Genomic DNA, 16591 nt, shown 5'->3' with positions numbered 1-16591 from the left:
GTTTTTAATCGTAAACATTTTGTCTCTAAATTACTCATCCATGTCTTCAGTTATGTAAAGGCACGGATAAGTATTTGCCCAGATAATAAATAGTAAATGGAGCAATGATAATGAAAATATTCCGCGCTAATTCGTTAACGCTAGCGATAGGTTTAGCACTTGGTGGTTCAACACTGATGGCCCATGCCGCCGAAGAAACGTCGATGGATAAAGTTGAGCAAGAGGTGGAGACCATTTTGATATTGGGCACTCGAGTCTCGAATCGTACGGCGACCGAATCTGCTGTGCCAGTTGATATCATCAGCGCAGAGAGCCTGACTCGCGGTGGATTTACTGAGCTTGGTCAAAGCCTGCAGGCCAGTGTCCCCTCGTTTAACTTCAGTCGAACCCAAGTGTCTGATGGTTCGGATCTATTTCGTCCAGCGACGTTACGGGGACTACAGCCTGATCAGACTCTCGTGTTGATTAATGGTAAACGCCGCCACAACCAAGCGATATTTGGCCTTAACGGTACCGTTGGCGCGGGGGCTGCCGGTACTGATATGAATGCCATTCCCTTGATTGCACTGAAAGATGTTCAAGTGCTGCGTGATGGCGCCGCCGCACAATATGGCTCAGATGCCATTGCAGGTGTAATCAACTTGTCCCTGAGAGACAGTACAGGTGAGACTTCTGGTTATGTGCAAGGTGGAAGCACTGGTGAGGGCGATGGTGATAACTATTCGGTCGGTGTAAACACTGGCTTTGATCTCGGTGATGATGGTGGCTTTATTAATCTGTCGCTGGAGTATCGAGATGCCGATGGCACTAACCGTGCACAGAGAGATATCGGCGGCTCTTCGACAGTGCCTAAAGGCACCTTGTCCGATGAGGTGCGTTGGGGACAAGGTAATGCAGCTTCTGAATTTAAGTCGGTATTTTATAATGCCATGATGCCCGTGGGCGAGTTTGAACTTTATTCATTTGGTGGTTATTCAAATCGCACCGCATTAGGTAATGGTTTTTGGCGAAACTTTGATGAAGCGGCAAAAGTGGTGCCTCAAGTCTACCCAGATGGATTTTTGCCGCGCATCCATAACGAAGCGCAGGATACTTCTATTGCAGCAGGATTAAGAGGTGACATCAATGATGATTGGCAGTTCGATATTTCTGCTGTCTATGGCCAAAACCGTTATGACTTTGATTCTAGAAATACGATAAATGCTTCTTATGCAGCCGAGTATAAGATCAATAATCCTACTGCAACGGATGCTGACATCGCGGCGAACTCTGGACCCACATCAGGTTACTCAGGTGGTTTTCGCTTCGATCAAACCACGTTTAATACTGATGTAACGGGCGTGGTCGATATTGGTCGGGATGCACCGTTATACGTTGCGTTCGGCACCGAATATCGCAGTGAAAACTATGAGATTGTTGCGGGTGAACTCGCTTCATACTCATGTGGCAGTTCAAATGCCAGTAGCGCTTTTCCTTCGGTTATGGATCCTGAAATCTACGCCGGTTGTGGATTTCAAGCCTATCCGGGCTTAAGACCCGATGCAGCAGGTAAGGCAGATCGAAGCAGCTATGCCTTCTATCTTGATCTTGAAACTAACTTGACCGACGACTGGATGTTAGGCGCTGCGCTTCGTTTCGAAGATTTCTCCGATTCAGGCAATGATTTAGTCGGTAAGATATCTTCCCGCTATGACATCAGTGATTCATTTGCTTTACGTGGCGCTGTATCTACTGGCTTTAGAGCACCGTCTCTGCAACAGAGTGCTTACACCGCTTACACCACAAACTTGGGGCCGGGTGGTGTATTATCCAGTTCTTTTACGGCAACGGCTGGATCTGATTTTCCCTCAGCACTGGGAGTGGACAGTTTAAAACTTGAAACATCAAAAAACCTGAGTTTAGGTTTCGTACTTAATGCCACCGATGATCTGTCTGTGACCTTAGATGCTTACCGAATAGAGATTGAGGACCGAATTACCTTAGGCAGTCTTCTCTCTGCCGAGGACGTGGCCTTTAGTCCTGATGCCGTTGCAGCCCTCGCTGCGACAGGTGCTGAGCAAGCGAATTATTTCTCTAACTCGGTCAATTCAACCACTCAAGGTATCGATCTGATTATTACCCACAGGGCTGATCTGTTTGGTGGTGACTTAAATACCACATTAGCGGGTAACTTAAATGAAACAGAAATTGACAGTGTGAATGCACCCGAGGGGATCCCAGAGGAAGTGGCACTCGATGACCTTCAACGTAGTTTCTTAACCGACGGTCAGCCCCATGAGCGTGCTACCTTAACCTTCGATTACAGTAAAAATGATTGGCGTGGCATGATACGAGCTAACTATTTTGGTGAAACAGATGTGACCTATTTCGGTAATGATCATATCGGATTACCCGGTTTTCTTTCGCCTACAGGGTCATTTAAGCCTACCAGTATCGTTGAGTCAGCCGTGTTAGTGGACATTAATCTTGAGTATCACTTCACCGACGCTTTAAGTTTCTCAGCCGGGGTGAATAACATCTTTGATGTGACGCCCGATGAGCTTGGTGCCGATGAACCGTTGGATTTTATCACTAATCAAGCATTTCAATATCCAGTAAGAGCATTGCCCTATGGGTTTGATGGTATTACTTATACGGCGAAGGTGAACTTTATCTTTTAATCTTTTTATCGGTTAGTGATAACCACTTATGTAATACCAGTTCCACTAAATAAGTGATCAATTCAGAGCCACTCAGGTTTTTCAATTCAAGGCGCATGGATGAAGAAATGGTTATTCCCTTTTAAGTCAATGCAAAGCAGAAGTGGAATGCCTGAGAGGCTCACGTAGTGCGGGTTTCAAAGCCCTTTATGCTGCGTTAGAGGCTTTCGATATAGAATAACTATTAGTTTCAAGCATCCGCCTTGCCTACAGGGCTTTGAACTTCCGCTGAAAGATCACATTCTTAGTGGAATTGGTATCACGACTGCCATCGAGTTATCTCGGTGGTTTTTTTATCTCCTAGTGTTAAGGAAGCACTATTAATATTATTTATATAGCAGCAGTTTATAAGATTGTATTTTTATCCCATAAAGACATGGTATAGAAGGTTTTTTTCGTCTATCTTGGTTCAATCGACTTACCTCTAATTTGATTAATTGACAATATCTGGAGACGAATCTTGGATCAGACGACCAGCAAAGTTAAAGAGATGTATGAGCAATACCCTTACCCATCCGGTGAGCCGACTATCAGACCAGGTTTCGATATTAGGCTGTTGTTGAGCTATGTCGCGGTCAAACGTAATTCTGATAGACCGCTTCAAGTCTTGGATGCTGGCTGTGGTCGAGGTCCTGGCGTTATCGGTGCGGCATCATTACAGCCCAATGTGAATTTCACTGCGATTGATATCAACTCAGTCGGCCTAGCTGAAGCAAGGGCAAACGCAAAAGCGCGTGGACTGACCAATATTAACTTTGTGCAAGCGGATTTAATGACCTTAGAGGGGCTTGATGTGCCTGAAGGTGGTTTTGATGTGATTTACTCCTCAGGGGTGCTGCATCACTTAGCCGATCCGCAAGTGGGTTTGAATAATTTAACCCATATTTTAGCGCCTCATGGGGTTATTTCATTAATGCTTTATGGCAGTTTCGGCCGTCAGGCGCTGTATCGATTAATTGAAGGGATAAACATTATCTCCCCTAAAGATGCGTCCATAGAGAGTCGTATCCCCATGGGAAGGCTACTGTCTAAAGCTGCTGAAGAGACTATTTTTAAAGATAATTATTGGAAAAACACCTACCGAAATCCAGATGTCGAGTTTGTTGATACGTGTTTGAATGTCAATGAGGTCAGCTATGATATCGCTGGTTTATGGCAATTAATCACCCAAGCCAATATGAAATTTGTACGTTGGGTAGAACCCGATGTGTGGTCAGTTGACAAGCGGTTTAGTGATCCTGATCTGCTGGCAAGGTTGAAGGAGTTGAGTGCATTTGAGCAATATCAGGTTATCGAACGATTATTTGAGGCGCCAAAACTTGATTTCATCATCTGTGGTGCTGGCAATGATGCTAGAGAGCGGATCACTGTAGCAGAGATTGAGGCCAGCACTTTTGTTGTCAATCCAGAAACCTCTTTTTTCATCGAGAAACGTAATCAAGATCAGGCCCAACGTATCGAGAGTGTTGGTTACAAGGTTAGGCATAGAGAAAAGCAAAATGTGTCCAATCCCATTCTTGCGCAATTGATATTACTGCTTGCAGAGCAAACGACCTGCTTCAAGGGGACAGAGCTGATTGATGTGCTTGCTCAAAGTGGGGTTGAGAGAGAAATGGCCAATGAAGTGATTTTTGATCTACTCGATGAGGAGATCATCTTTATTCCATAAGCTGCCTATTTGTATTCAACTGATATTATTTATATAAAATAAGACATTCCCTCTGTAGAGATCAAGCATGATCTTAGAGGGAATGCCTTAAAAACCTAAACGGGAAAAATGAGTGTCAGGATGTTTTAATATATTGCTTTGGCACTAGGATCCTTCCTTTTCATTAGCACTTTTTTTACGTTTTCTTTTTTTATTTGAGCGCTCAGATTTGGGCGGGGTAGCTTTAAAAATATCGATATTATGGATGCCTGAGCCTTTTTCCATGGTCTCGCTCATGTAGAAGTCAGCTTGATATACTTTATCTTTCCATTTGTACCAATCTTCGGTTTCTACACCTTCATACTCAATGATCGTTACTGCGCCGCCAGGCATTTTTCCTGCGTTAGAGGTGTGACGTTCAATGTGGTCGTGATTAATCCAAATACCTGGGTTATCCATTCTTACTATCACATCCACACGTCCACCAGAGGGGACGTAGACAACGTCTGCCCAATAAGGACTATCTAGTGGTAAACCGTCTTTATGGGTAACTAAAACATCGTGACCGTGTAAATGGTAAGCCGCCTCGACTGTTGCGGCATATAACCGGATCCTAAGCACTTCTCCTTTTTTAACGCGCAGTGGCTGGGTACTGGGAAATGATTTACCGTTTATGGAAAAATAATCATTGAGTTCTTGTGGGTGTCCTCCTTTGCCATATTCCATCGCAACTTCAGAGTTCCAACCAGAAAACATCATAATGGCTTCTTTGGTGATCTCTTTCTCTATGTCTGTTGGATCTTTAGGATCTATGATCATAGGGCCCCACATCCCCCTTAAACCAACGTGTTCAGGGACATTAACATGGCAGTGATACCAAAGGCTGCCCGGTCTATCAACGATAAAGTCATAGAGAAAGGAGTCTCCTGGTTCTATGGCTTCTTGAGTCACACCGGGGACACCATCCATTTTCCAACTATTGGTTTGAAAAGTTCCATGCCAGTGGACAGTATGTGCTAACGTCGAATTATTTTGCACGGTAATCTTTAAACGATCACCTTCCTTGGCACGGATTAATGGACCTGGAACTTGACCATTAAAGGCCCACACTTTATTAGAGAATCCGGGCGTTACTTCTTTAACCATCTCTTCAATTGTCATGGAAAACTCTAGTGTTTCTGCGTTTACTATTTGACTAAAAATCAATAATAATGAAGATAGAATCCAAACTTTACTGGCTGTTAAATTAATTCTCATTACTTATCTCCTCCTTTTGACAACAAAGTGTTCTAACGAAAACGACAAGTTCATCGATCTCTTCATCTGTCATATTTGCATCCCAATTGGGCATCAAATTCGACTTACTCACCGCCTTTCCTCCTTTTTTTATCGCAATAAATATGTCTTCATCAGTGCGAGAGATCATCTCTTTAGTGTCAGTGTGATCTTTAGGTAACACGTCCATCGTTGCTGCATTGACTCCCCAGCCATCTCCTTCTTTCCCATGACATTGTGTGCAATACGCTTGATATAACTCTTGTCCTATTTTTGATTCAGCAGCTAGTTGACCACTTAGAAACAGACACAAGAAAAGTAAGATACAGTGTAATATTCTCATTCTGGTTGCTCCGCTATTAGGTTGAGATAGTTCAATAACTTTTCGATGGCGTTCTCATTTAAATGGCGGTTAGGCATGAGTGTTTTAGGATCCCATTTTTCTGGATATCGAATGTAAGATGAGATAAAGGCTGGTTGTAAACGTTGGATTGAAGTGTAAAGTTCCGGGCCTGAAACACCGCCATAGCCATCCTCACTCTGATGACAAGAGCCACAGCCTTTAAACTTGTGAAAGTTCTTTTCCCCCAGCGTCCGATTCGTTTTGCCGAAGGTGACTTTTTCTAACGCAATAAGATCTGACTTTGGTGTCTGAGCCATTAAAAACTCAGTGATCTGTTTTGCCTGAACATCACTAACAAGGATATGGTCCATCAATTTACTTTCATCTATGGCATCACCTTCTTCAGTTACAATCACATTGTCTAAAAAGAAATGACCACCAGGGCGAATACGTTTCGGCTCAACTAGCCAATTCTCTAACCAAGCTGGGTTAAATTTATTACCTGCGTAGAAAAGTGTTGGTGCTTTCTCTTTAAGCCGTTGCGAGAGTGTGATACTGCTATTGTCAGAGATAGAATGACAACCAGCACAGTTTTCTTCATACAGCACTTCACCAAGCTCTTTAGCATTAACGGATGGATTGAATTGGAAGAGCATTAGTATCAAGATGGCTTTTAAATAAAGTGTGTTTATTTTCATGTTATTTTTCCACGTCGAGAGGGCATCCATGCCCTATGAATAGGGTTAAGTTATTCATGTATAGCTTTTTTAAATATGGGGATGAGAAAATTAGTATTATATTGAGTAAGTATTAATAAATAACTAAATTGTCACCTTTCCCCATTTTAGGATCCGCATCTGGTTTATTCATTAATACGGTGATAGCCCCATTTAATGCAGACTTCATGCGGTGATCGACGAGTGCATTATTCGTGGCACGATCATTAGGACTGACGATGTCAGCAATAACCGCATGAGCAGGGGCGACATCAATGGTTTGAATGCCATGGCGAAGGTTTTTAGGATTTCCGTTATCCCAGACTTTATCCCAAATACCCGCAATAGGATGAAATGCAGCATTTTCATTAATTTTCGCGTTAACAAAATAGATACGTACTCGTTCACCGGGTTTAGACTCAAGTACTTTTGTTGCATTTTGATCGTGTACCGGATCATAATGAAATTGTTTACCGTTGATCAAAACACCTTTAAGTTTCTCATTATTGGTGATCTCTGTTGGTGTTGCATTATTTTCAAATAGATCGCCCTCAACAATAACGTACTCACGGTCAGGTTTTGGGAAGTCTTTTGTATAGCCCTCCTTAGGGTCAACAATGATAACGCCATACATACCACGTGAAATATGTTCAGACATTGACTCGGAACCACAATGGTAAATAAAAACGCCTGGATACTTAGCTTCAAATTTAAAATCTTTACGTTTGCCAGGACGCACACTTTCAAATTCATCTAGTACATCGACTATCGCGGCGTGGAAGTCCATAGAGTGCGATTGTTTGTTACCTTTTTTATTTAATAATGAAAAGTCAACAATATCCCCCTCGGTGACTCGTACGACAGGACCTGGAATAGTTCCACCGTAGGTCCACATATTATGTTTAGTTCCAGCATTATCGATGACCATCTCTTTTTCAATCACAGAGATATCAACTGAGACGGTTTTTGCATTTGATGCAAAACTACTAAACAAGGCTAAAGACATTAATACTGCGGATGTTATTTTTGATACTTTCATTTTTACTCCTGATAATGGTAGGTTTTTTATTTATGTCCTTCAATAATGACTAAAGCACAAATTGTACCAAGAATGTTTTTAACGATTAACAGAGTAAAATCAAACCTTGAACATGTGATGGAATAATATATTTACTAAAACATGTCATTTTGATGTTGTCATTTTGATGTTGCGCATGTCATATGGACATTTGTTGTTAATGAACAGATTGATAAAATAGGTAGTAATAATATTCAACACCAATGGCTGTACATGAAAGAATTGATAGTGTGACCGCGAGCTTGAATGGGGCTCGTAACTGTATGGGGGCTTTTTTGATTGCTGACAGGCTTGACGTAAATAGCACTAACGCGACAAGGTAAAAGAATAAACAAAATTCTACTTTTATTTCAAACAAGTTTGCTGCTAGCCTGAATAAAACGTAGATAACTAATAACCCTTGGCTTTCCTTAATGTAAATGTCTTTTAGTTGTGATAAATGAGGAGAAAGGATTAGCTTGTTGCTACAAAAGCAATAAAGTAAAACTGTAAACACGAGTAATGCCATTGACATCGGCATAACGGGCATTAAATATGACACTGTCAGTAATAAACTCGCCATGATAATATTAAAAATATTACTCTCACTAATTGAAATGTTATCTAATTCACTTTTTAATATCATTATTAATGTGTTCATTTTCACTCCATAATAATTTATTGGTTTATAGTCATAGAGCAAAAATCAGGCCAACGAAAGTATTGGCTGTATCAATGCAAACTAAGCTTGAAGGTGTTGCCCACTTGTGGAATATTGGTTGTTAACTGCTAGTTGAGTGCCAAAATTTAATTATGTAGGGGTCTTCTATGAAAAACATTCAGCTGTTTATCTGTATTTTTGTATGTCTATATATTCCTAGCTTAGTTTATGCTGCCGATATTGAGGTTGAAATCTATGCAGACGACTCCTATCCACCCTATACATATCAAGAAGATGGTGAACTAAAAGGGATCTACACTGAGATCCTTCAAAAAGTATTTTCGAGAATGGAAGGCTACAAGGTCAAAATAAACGCCGTTCCATGGAAACGGGGGTTATCTTATATTGAGAGTGGCAAAGGATTTGCCATCTATCCTCCCTATCATAGAACCGAAAAGAGGCCCTATATATGGCCCTATTCTATCCCCATTTTGGATGAAAGAGTGATTGTTGTTTGTCGAAATGAGGTGCTTGCAAGTACGATTCGATCTACCTGGCCTGATGATTATTTGGGTTTAGTCATCGGTAATAATGCGGGCTTTTCATTGGGAGGAGATAGGTTCTGGCAGGCGGTTAAAGATGAAAAGATCACCGTAAATGAAGCTAACGGTAATGAGATAAATATCATGATGTTGGGATTAGGCCGAAGCGACTGCTACATGAATGACAGGATCTCTATCTTATGGGAACTGAAACAGCTCAAAGCTGCAGGTAAATATGATGAAGGAGGCAAACATGCAAGGTTAATGGAGGGGGCGACCATCAGTATAGAGCAAGGTTTCCTCGGTTTTACCGCTAATGGTGGTGAACAATATCCCTATATGGATGATTTTATTTTGAAATTTAATTCTGAAATTTATGCCATGAGAAGGAGAGGTGAGTTACAGAAGATTATCGATGATTTTGTTAGATAGTTTCAGTCGAAAAGCTTTCAAATCATAGTGTCATATGGCCAACGAACCAGCTTGAATTAAATCTGATCCGCTAGCGGTAAGATGGAAAAATATAGATGGCTAACCATATTAATAGGCTATTACTTCTGTGCTCGAACTCCCATCAGATGCTCGACCTTTTCCACGTTTTTGAAACCCGCCTTATTGAGTCGGCGGATAACGCCATCGACAAAGCTGCTGCCTGTCTTTATGACGTGAGGGTTTCCAGTGTAATGAAACAGCTTTCCACCTTTACGTAACACTCGGTAAATTTCTCGGTAGAACTCTTCGCTATACAGTTCACCTGCAAGGGAAAAACGCGGTGGATCATGAACGACAGCATCGAAAGAACTCGCCGCCATTGTAAGGATCAGCTTATAGCTACTGCCTTGACATTGCACAATCCCTTCGTTCCCTAAATCCTGTGACCAAGGGTTCTGAGCACGCAGTCCCATTACCTCAGGGCTCAGTTCGATAGTCAGTACCTCACTTGCTCCTAGTCTATGGGCTGCGATGGCCGCATAACCCAGTCCACTACAGCAATCGAGCACCTTGTCCCCCTTGCTTACCGCCTGCTGAGCCATCTGCGACGCACTCGTAAAAGGATCGGTGCCCTTGGATATGTGCATCTTAACGCCGCTAATTTCTAACAGTGGTGCTCCAGTCGTGGGAACTAGCTTGTAGTAGCCTAGGCTACGGTCTTCTAGCGGATCCATGTCGCCGTCACGACAGAGGTAAATTCTGCCTGTTTTTTTAAGGATTTTTTTGAGTTCAGCAACCGTGAGTTGATTGTCTTCGTCGAGTACTAGCTCCTGGTTACTTAAGGCAAAATCCTGTTCAGAAAGATTAAGGTCAGTAGAGAGCCGAACGCTGGAAAGTCCTTTAGTGATGGCTTCAAGCGCTTGTTTGGCATTTTCTGAATGAAGGTAGTAGCTAGGCATAACGTTGGTATCTAGTTAGAAATATTACGCGCACTATACACCGCGAGTACGGTGGAAACCTACTTAATTAAGCCATTATGCAGATTCTGAAACAGCGAGTTACTCATCATCTGGATTCATCGCCTCTTTTATCTCATCACTGCCGAAGCCTTTACGGGATAAATACGCATACGCTTTCGACTTTTCTTTATAGTCCGATAAGTCATAACGTTTTTTAGCCAACTCATTTTTACAGCTTTGATAGAAATCGACATCATCTGTTAGCGTTAATTGGTATAAGATCTCTTCAAAGTCGCTTACATCAATTAGCCGTTGCTTTAATTCCTGCAGGATCAGCGTTTCGCCTTTGCCTTTATTAAATAGTTTGATTATCTCAGTGGTTAAGTCGACTTTGTCTGCTTTTACGGCTAATTTGCTGCGCAATGTTTCACGTTCTGGATGTTGTGATAATGCGTGATCAATTTCTGCACGAGAAAAGCCTTTGGTGGTCATCTGGGCATAGACTTTCTCTCTATTGGTGCCCAAAAAGTTATCAAATTTGCTTAGCAGTCTAGATGTCGCCATCCCATAGGCATCGACATTTTGCTCGTCGATCACTTGTTCTATCGCGGTATCAATCTCTACAGCAGGTATGCCACGCAGTTGTAACTTACGTTTTATTGCACCACTGCCGAGTTGATTACTAAAGGACAACTCGCAATAGCGTACAGCAAAGTCGTAGTTACTTTTTAAGTAGCCATTCTCGATTAGCTTGGCGAGTACGATATCAATCCATTCTTGGTTTTCGGTTTTACGTTCAAGCTTGGTGCGAATTTCATTGATGGTAAAATCCTGCTGGCCAAGATGCCAGTAAGCGCTATTAAAAACGTTATCGATGGTTTTGGCTTGACGAAGTGGTGGGCGCTGCATAAAAAATTGATCTTAACTTAACAAGTAACCAAAAGCAGTGTAGCAGAACACTGGGTTGTTGAGTATATGCTAGCGCTATTGTTGTACTTGATTATGATTATGTATGGCTTGATTCATTTTTCTGGTATCCGCTAACGTGTTCCATTTATCAAACCATCAAAATGAAAGACCCAATCCTGTTTTCCGTTATAATGCTTAATCAGTTATAGCTCCGTATTTAAGAGACAGTAAAAATCCCATGGATATCAAAGGAACATGCATCTCATCAATAGAAGATGAGCACGGCCCAGTTTATGTTTACGAAACAAAGAACAGCCGTATTCTCAGCTTTGATGGAAAAATCTATCAAAGCTGCATGAAACTAAATAACATTAATGGATTACATCTTGGCTACACCCAGGCCATGATGACAGGTTTATTATTTATTCCTAAGGTAACCACTGCGACTATCATGGGACTTGGCGCAGGCTCAATGGCAAAGAATCTACTTAGTAGTTTCCCAGAGTTGGAGGTACATGCAATTGAATACCGCGAAGCCGTGGCGAAGACTGCAAAAGATTATTTTTACTTACCCGACACTGAACGCCTCATCATTCATATAGACGATGCTGTGAACTACATAAAAAATACCGACGTGAAAAGCGATATTATCTTTTCAGATCTATACAACTCGGAGGGTATGGAGCGGAAACAAGTACAGTTATCCTATTTGCGTGATTGTAAAAATGCACTCAATAATCAAGGTGTTCTCGTGCTCAATATTTGGCATACTGCACCTAAATTACGAGAAGAGTTAGATGAATTGCTCGAGCTGGAGTTTGGAAATAGATCACTCAGTTTCGAAGTGGCAAGTGGTAATAGGATTGTACTCGCATTTAAAAATGAGATCCCCTCCATAAAAAGAGAAGAACTGCTTACGAAGGCTGAATGGTTGCAACAGCAAATGAATATCCCGATGGAACCTTATGCCAAGTTACTCTGGGATACACAAGATCTATTGTGATCCTAAAAGCCGAGAAAGCAGTTACTTATGCTTGGTTTCAAGTTGGGAAAATTTATCTATTCATTTTCACTTTAAGTGTTTGATTGATTATTATGCTAGTTAATATCACAGTTATAATTGAAATAAAACCAAGTGACATATTTCCATCAATTAATAATAACGATGTTGATATGACTAAAGCGACAAAAGCTAATAGCGCTCCGTATAATCGTGTTCTAGGGGGGATAAGTAAAACACCAGCTAAAATTTGAAACACACCAAAAGAAATAATTGTGGCTTGATTTAAACCAAAGCTCTGAAGAAATTCCATTTCTTGCGGTATCTGCATAACTTTAGCCGAACCAGCAGAAATACTTAAAAGTACAATTATCGCAGTTATCAATATATAGAAAATATTCACTTACCCTTCATTAATGTTAAATGTCTTAGAATTATCTTTGGCATTTAAACCATTTACTGAATTATATAAAGCTTTTCCATAGAATAGATAAAGAAAAACCTATCATGACAATGAAGGTTAACATCATACTTGCGGCCCTGCCATTGCTCCAACCAACTGTACGAATCACATAATAATGCCATATACGTCCGGTTAATAGGATTAGCCCGCCGAGGAGAACAAGCATTTGATCTGTTCCTAGTATTTCTGCGCCGCCCATAGCTAGTAGAGTAATAGGTACTGTTTCAGTAAAATTGGCATGGGCTCGTTGTCGGCGGCGCAGATCAATATCACCTTCATCGTAAAAGTGTACTTGATTTTTTATGCGAGCGTAGCCCACAAGATTAGTAATTATCACTTGGAAAATCGTAAATATAGCAATGAAAATTAAGGTTATATTTGGCATCATGGTGCAATATCCTCTTTAAAAAAGACAAAAATGGAACTTGAAAATTATCAAGAATATTTTCACTTGTTTTTTACAAGTTAAAATAGTTGCTTGTGATTTGCAAGTATTTTTATGGTTTAATATACATTCTGATAATTGGTATGAAAAAGTCTTATGGTTGATAGAAAAACAAAAAATTGGTCAGGTTGTCCGGTACGTTTTGGTATGAGTCAGTTTGGAGATAAGTGGAGTTTTCTTATTATTCGCGATCTTATGTTTAAAGGTTGCAAGTATTATCATGAATTCATTGAGGCGGGTGAAGGGATCTCCACAAACATTTTGGCAACCCGTCTTGTGGATTTAGAGAGTAATGGAATCATTAGTAAATCAAGAGATCCAGCTAAGGGATCAAGATTTATATATGAGCTTACTGTTAAGGGTATTGAGCTTATGCCTATGATGCTGGCGTTGATTGATTGGGCTGAAAAATTCGATGCCGACACTGAAGTACCAAAAGATTTCATCAAAAATTTACGCAATGATCCTCTAAAACTACAACAAGAACTTCTGGATAACTTGTTAAACAAAAAAGAATGAAAAATCTTAAACTTATCGCTTTCGACTGCTCTTTATCAAGATGAATTTTACTGCCTTTTTCAAAGAGGAATACTGCTGCGAGAGGTCACCTAGTGAGCTATGTTATATTAGTAGTAAGAATGTCCACAAGTCACTTTCATGCCACATAACGTGTAAAATATAAACCTTATCATTAGCTATTTTTGTTGCTTGTTAGCTTTGGCGGCTCATTAACATCGTAATACCTAACCAAGAAAACCATATAATTTGAGTGAGACCGAATATTTCTGTAAATATTTCAGCGGGATAAATAGTGAAAATGCCTGCAAAACCAACGAATACGCCGAAATAGTTTAACCCTGTTGAAAGCTCATTAGTTTTTAAGGCTGCGATACTTAATATAAGAATCCACAACCCACCAACCACTTCGTTACCTCCTCCTAACCCTTCAACGATACTATTAATCACTATCCAGACCGTCATAGCTTGCTCTGGATCTTTGGCGGATAGACTGATTACAGCGCCTAATCCTATATTTGCAATCATTCCACTGGCGATGACGAGACCAACCCAAATAAGACCGAAAGCAGAAGCAGTTTGTGATAACACAGGGGCTTTGGTTTTAAGACGTTGGTGAAGCGCGATAACTAACAGCGCCAAGAAAAATCCAAAGATGACGTACATAGTTAGATTAACGATGGATAGAGTAGCTTGATTATCTGCTAGAAAAGCAAATTTTTGGATATTATCGGCCCCAACAGGATAATCCCAAAACACGCCAAAAAATACAAAAGCTGATATATAAATAGCGGCCTCAAAAAGTGCTGCAACCCCACCTATCTTTTGTAAGTCATTCATCATGGATCTCTTTGCTGCTAGCCAAAATGATAAGTTAACACGAAGTAATAGTCGCTCACGACTTCAATGTGTAACAAAAGCTAATACTAATGAGTATAAGAAAGTGATCTACTCAGCGTGTTTTTTAGCAATCGAATTCAAGGCGGATGGATGATGGAACGAGAGTTCCCTTGCGAAGCCATTTAGCGCAGAAGTAGGAAGGCAAAAACAGACAGATTGTTTAAACCTAAAGCTATTTAAAAGAAAAGCCATTAGCATTATTCATGCTCAATGGCTTTTGTATGTTACTGTTTTAGCCTAGTTCCTGCTTTTCCTAGAACCAAGAACCAGCTCTTAAGCCATGCGTTGTGTTGGCTTCCAGCGTAGCAGCTGAGTCGGCAACTTAACCCCTTGTGCAGTCAGTGAGTTGATACGGTTAAGGTAGGCGGCGCCGTACATAAGGTGCTTAGCCAAATCGACTGCGTTGCGGTCTTGGTAGTTATCTAAGTAACTGCCTTTAGCCCATTGGTTGAATGCACCTAGTGCAGGGCCTGCCCAGATCTGGTAATCCATCTCACGACCGACTTCACCTGAATTTGACCAACGGCTAGACAGTCCGAGATACCAGCGGAAAATCAACGCCATCTTACGCTTTGGGTTGCCTATCGCACGCTCAATCTGCTTAGGATCCCGTTCATTAAAGTGGGCCACAGTACCAGCCCAGATTTCATCGAGACTTGAACGGAACACTTGCTTTTCAAGCTTTTCACGTTCCTCTGTTGGGATTGACTCTATAGAGTCATAACGGGTGTAAAGCTCGTACAGCTTGTTAGCGCGCATAGGAAATAGGGTACCGCGCTTAACAACTTGCAGCTTAACGCCCATTTCGAACATGTCAGCGGCAGGAGCCATCGTCACATCGGCCATCTCTGTGGTAGCAAGCAACTTTCGAGTATGTTCGCTGGCGCCAGCTTCAACACACGCTTGGTTGATAGAGCCTGTGACAATATAGGCGGCACCCATATTGAAGGTGGCCAAGGCTGCATCAGGTGTACCGACACCGCCACCACATCCGACGCGAATAGGGGTGTCATATTGGTATTTAGCTTGTATCTCATCTTTAAGCGCCAAGATAGTCGGCAGTAAGGTCACTAAAGGACGATTATCGGTATGGCCGCCTGAATCGGCTTCAGCTGTCACATCATCGGCCATCGGCACAAGTAGGGCTAGTTCCATCTGCTCTGGGGTAATGGCGCCTTCGTCGACCAGCTTTTGTAGCATTTTTACTGGAGCTGGCATCATGAATTTTTCAGCAACTTCAGTGCGGCTGACTTTGGCAATAACCTTATTGGCAACCAGAATATTACCGTGACTGTCACGGCTTAACCCCGCGGCGCGATAGTAGACGATTTGTGGTGTTAGTCCTAGAAATGCAGAGGCTTCGACGGTGCGCACTTTATGTTTTAAAAATAGCTCAACGCTGCCACGCTCTAATGCTGGCTCGCTTGGGCTATGGATAAGGTTGAACATGTAGGGGCCGTTTGGCAGTGCCGCTTGAATACGGTTAATAGCAGCTTCTACACGACTTGGGATAAGGCCCGCTGCGCCAAATGAGCAAAGAATGCCAGCTTTACCTAATGCAATCACTAGCTCTTCAGATGAGATGCCGTTGGCCATGGCGCCGGCATAGTAAGCATATTTTACTCCGTGAACTCGACGGAAATTACTGTCGCCTAAGCTTTCAGTCCCCAAAGCAGGGGCAAAAGCACTGACGGGTAAGGAGTTATTATTAGCTGCGGTATCACTGGTTTCGTCAAAAACCACTTGCGCGGTTTGTGTAAGGCCAAACCCTTTTTCAGTGTGATTTACCACGTAACAACCACGACTGAAATCTTTTAGTTGTCGCTCCATTCCATTAACATCAAAACTGATGTCTGCATCGATAACTGACCAAGGCCATGGAGAGTGTATTTTACTTGTTGTCGTAGGATTCATTCTTGACCCTTAAATTTGTTTCCCCGTCACCCTAGACGCTACAGTTTTATTGTCGGCGTTTGTCGTTACCATCATGTATAAAGCATACACTCAGGTCACTCCAAACTTGACC

Annotated in this window: 16 protein-coding genes; 5 read left to right on the top strand and 11 right to left on the bottom strand. The window is 41.6% G+C overall.

The window, feature by feature from the left end:
* The first annotated feature begins 110 nt into the window (after positions 1 to 110).
* Positions 111 to 2660 carry a TonB-dependent receptor plug domain-containing protein gene (locus HWQ47_RS18510; protein WP_269967537.1) on the top strand — a complete coding sequence of 850 codons (2550 nt, stop codon included), beginning with the start codon at positions 111 to 113 and terminating at the stop codon, positions 2658 to 2660.
* A 499-nt stretch (positions 2661 to 3159) separates the two neighbouring features.
* Positions 3160 to 4368, top strand: a complete 1209-nt coding sequence (locus tag HWQ47_RS18505) for a class I SAM-dependent methyltransferase (protein ID WP_269967536.1) — start codon at positions 3160 to 3162, stop codon at positions 4366 to 4368.
* Positions 4369 to 4512: 144 nt separating this feature from the next.
* On the opposite strand, the gene HWQ47_RS18500 is transcribed toward HWQ47_RS18505, so the two are convergent.
* The 5 genes from HWQ47_RS18500 to HWQ47_RS18480 form a co-directional block, all read right to left on the bottom strand.
* The gene (locus HWQ47_RS18500) at positions 4513 to 5604 is read right to left on the bottom strand and encodes a multicopper oxidase domain-containing protein (RefSeq protein WP_269967535.1); all 1092 of its coding nucleotides are present in this window, start codon (positions 5602 to 5604) and stop codon (positions 4513 to 4515) included.
* Positions 5594 to 5965: a c-type cytochrome gene (locus HWQ47_RS18495; RefSeq protein ID WP_269967534.1), complete on the bottom strand. Its 372-nt coding sequence runs from the start codon at positions 5963 to 5965 to the stop codon at positions 5594 to 5596. Before HWQ47_RS18495 ends, HWQ47_RS18500 begins: the two co-directional genes overlap by 11 nt.
* Positions 5962 to 6663 carry a c-type cytochrome gene (locus tag HWQ47_RS18490; protein ID WP_269967533.1) on the bottom strand — a complete coding sequence of 234 codons (702 nt, stop codon included), beginning with the start codon at positions 6661 to 6663 and terminating at the stop codon, positions 5962 to 5964. Before HWQ47_RS18490 ends, HWQ47_RS18495 begins: the two co-directional genes overlap by 4 nt.
* Before the next feature lie 112 nt (positions 6664 to 6775).
* Positions 6776 to 7720 (bottom strand): multicopper oxidase domain-containing protein, encoded by a 945-nt coding sequence (locus HWQ47_RS18485; protein ID WP_269967532.1) that lies wholly within the window; start codon positions 7718 to 7720, stop codon positions 6776 to 6778.
* Positions 7721 to 7916: 196 nt separating this feature from the next.
* Positions 7917 to 8399 carry a hypothetical protein gene (locus HWQ47_RS18480; RefSeq protein ID WP_269967531.1) on the bottom strand — a complete coding sequence of 161 codons (483 nt, stop codon included), beginning with the start codon at positions 8397 to 8399 and terminating at the stop codon, positions 7917 to 7919.
* Between the two features lie 167 nt (positions 8400 to 8566).
* On the opposite strand from HWQ47_RS18480, the gene HWQ47_RS18475 reads away from it, so the two are divergent.
* Positions 8567 to 9373, top strand: a complete 807-nt coding sequence (locus HWQ47_RS18475; protein WP_269967530.1) for a substrate-binding periplasmic protein — start codon at positions 8567 to 8569, stop codon at positions 9371 to 9373.
* Positions 9374 to 9492: 119 nt separating this feature from the next.
* On the opposite strand, the gene HWQ47_RS18470 is transcribed toward HWQ47_RS18475, so the two are convergent.
* Positions 9493 to 10332: a class I SAM-dependent methyltransferase gene (locus tag HWQ47_RS18470; protein ID WP_269967529.1), complete on the bottom strand. Its 840-nt coding sequence runs from the start codon at positions 10330 to 10332 to the stop codon at positions 9493 to 9495.
* 99 nt (positions 10333 to 10431) lie between these two features.
* Entirely contained in the window at positions 10432 to 11241 is an 810-nt protein-coding gene (locus HWQ47_RS18465) for a regulatory protein RecX (protein WP_269967528.1), read from the bottom strand.
* Between the two features lie 238 nt (positions 11242 to 11479).
* On the opposite strand from HWQ47_RS18465, the gene HWQ47_RS18460 reads away from it, so the two are divergent.
* Positions 11480 to 12244, top strand: coding sequence for a spermidine synthase (locus tag HWQ47_RS18460; RefSeq protein WP_269967527.1), 765 nt, complete (start codon positions 11480 to 11482; stop codon positions 12242 to 12244).
* 52 nt (positions 12245 to 12296) lie between these two features.
* Here HWQ47_RS18460 and HWQ47_RS18455 read toward each other — a convergent pair whose 3' ends face one another.
* Both HWQ47_RS18455 and HWQ47_RS18450 read right to left on the bottom strand, forming a co-directional pair.
* Positions 12297 to 12644 carry a DoxX family protein gene (locus tag HWQ47_RS18455; protein ID WP_269967526.1) on the bottom strand — a complete coding sequence of 116 codons (348 nt, stop codon included), beginning with the start codon at positions 12642 to 12644 and terminating at the stop codon, positions 12297 to 12299.
* A 61-nt stretch (positions 12645 to 12705) separates the two neighbouring features.
* Positions 12706 to 13092, bottom strand: a complete 387-nt coding sequence (locus HWQ47_RS18450) for an MAPEG family protein (protein ID WP_269967525.1) — start codon at positions 13090 to 13092, stop codon at positions 12706 to 12708.
* Positions 13093 to 13245: 153 nt separating this feature from the next.
* Here HWQ47_RS18450 and HWQ47_RS18445 point away from each other — a divergent pair, with 153 nt between their 5' ends.
* Positions 13246 to 13668: a winged helix-turn-helix transcriptional regulator gene (locus HWQ47_RS18445; protein ID WP_269967524.1), complete on the top strand. Its 423-nt coding sequence runs from the start codon at positions 13246 to 13248 to the stop codon at positions 13666 to 13668.
* 192 nt (positions 13669 to 13860) lie between these two features.
* Here HWQ47_RS18445 and HWQ47_RS18440 read toward each other — a convergent pair whose 3' ends face one another.
* Positions 13861 to 14505: a hypothetical protein gene (locus HWQ47_RS18440; protein ID WP_269971786.1), complete on the bottom strand. Its 645-nt coding sequence runs from the start codon at positions 14503 to 14505 to the stop codon at positions 13861 to 13863.
* 333 nt (positions 14506 to 14838) lie between these two features.
* A complete protein-coding gene (gene pfaD / locus HWQ47_RS18435) occupies positions 14839 to 16479 on the bottom strand; it encodes an eicosapentaenoate synthase subunit PfaD (RefSeq protein WP_269967523.1) in 1641 nt (546 codons plus the stop codon).
* Positions 16480 to 16591 lie beyond the last annotated feature (112 nt).

It is taken from the genome of Shewanella sp. MTB7, assembly GCF_027571385.1.
Lineage (GTDB): Bacteria > Pseudomonadota > Gammaproteobacteria > Enterobacterales > Shewanellaceae > Shewanella.
The sequence above is the reverse complement of the archived record's forward strand: the minus strand, read 5'-3'. Positions and strand labels throughout refer to the sequence as shown.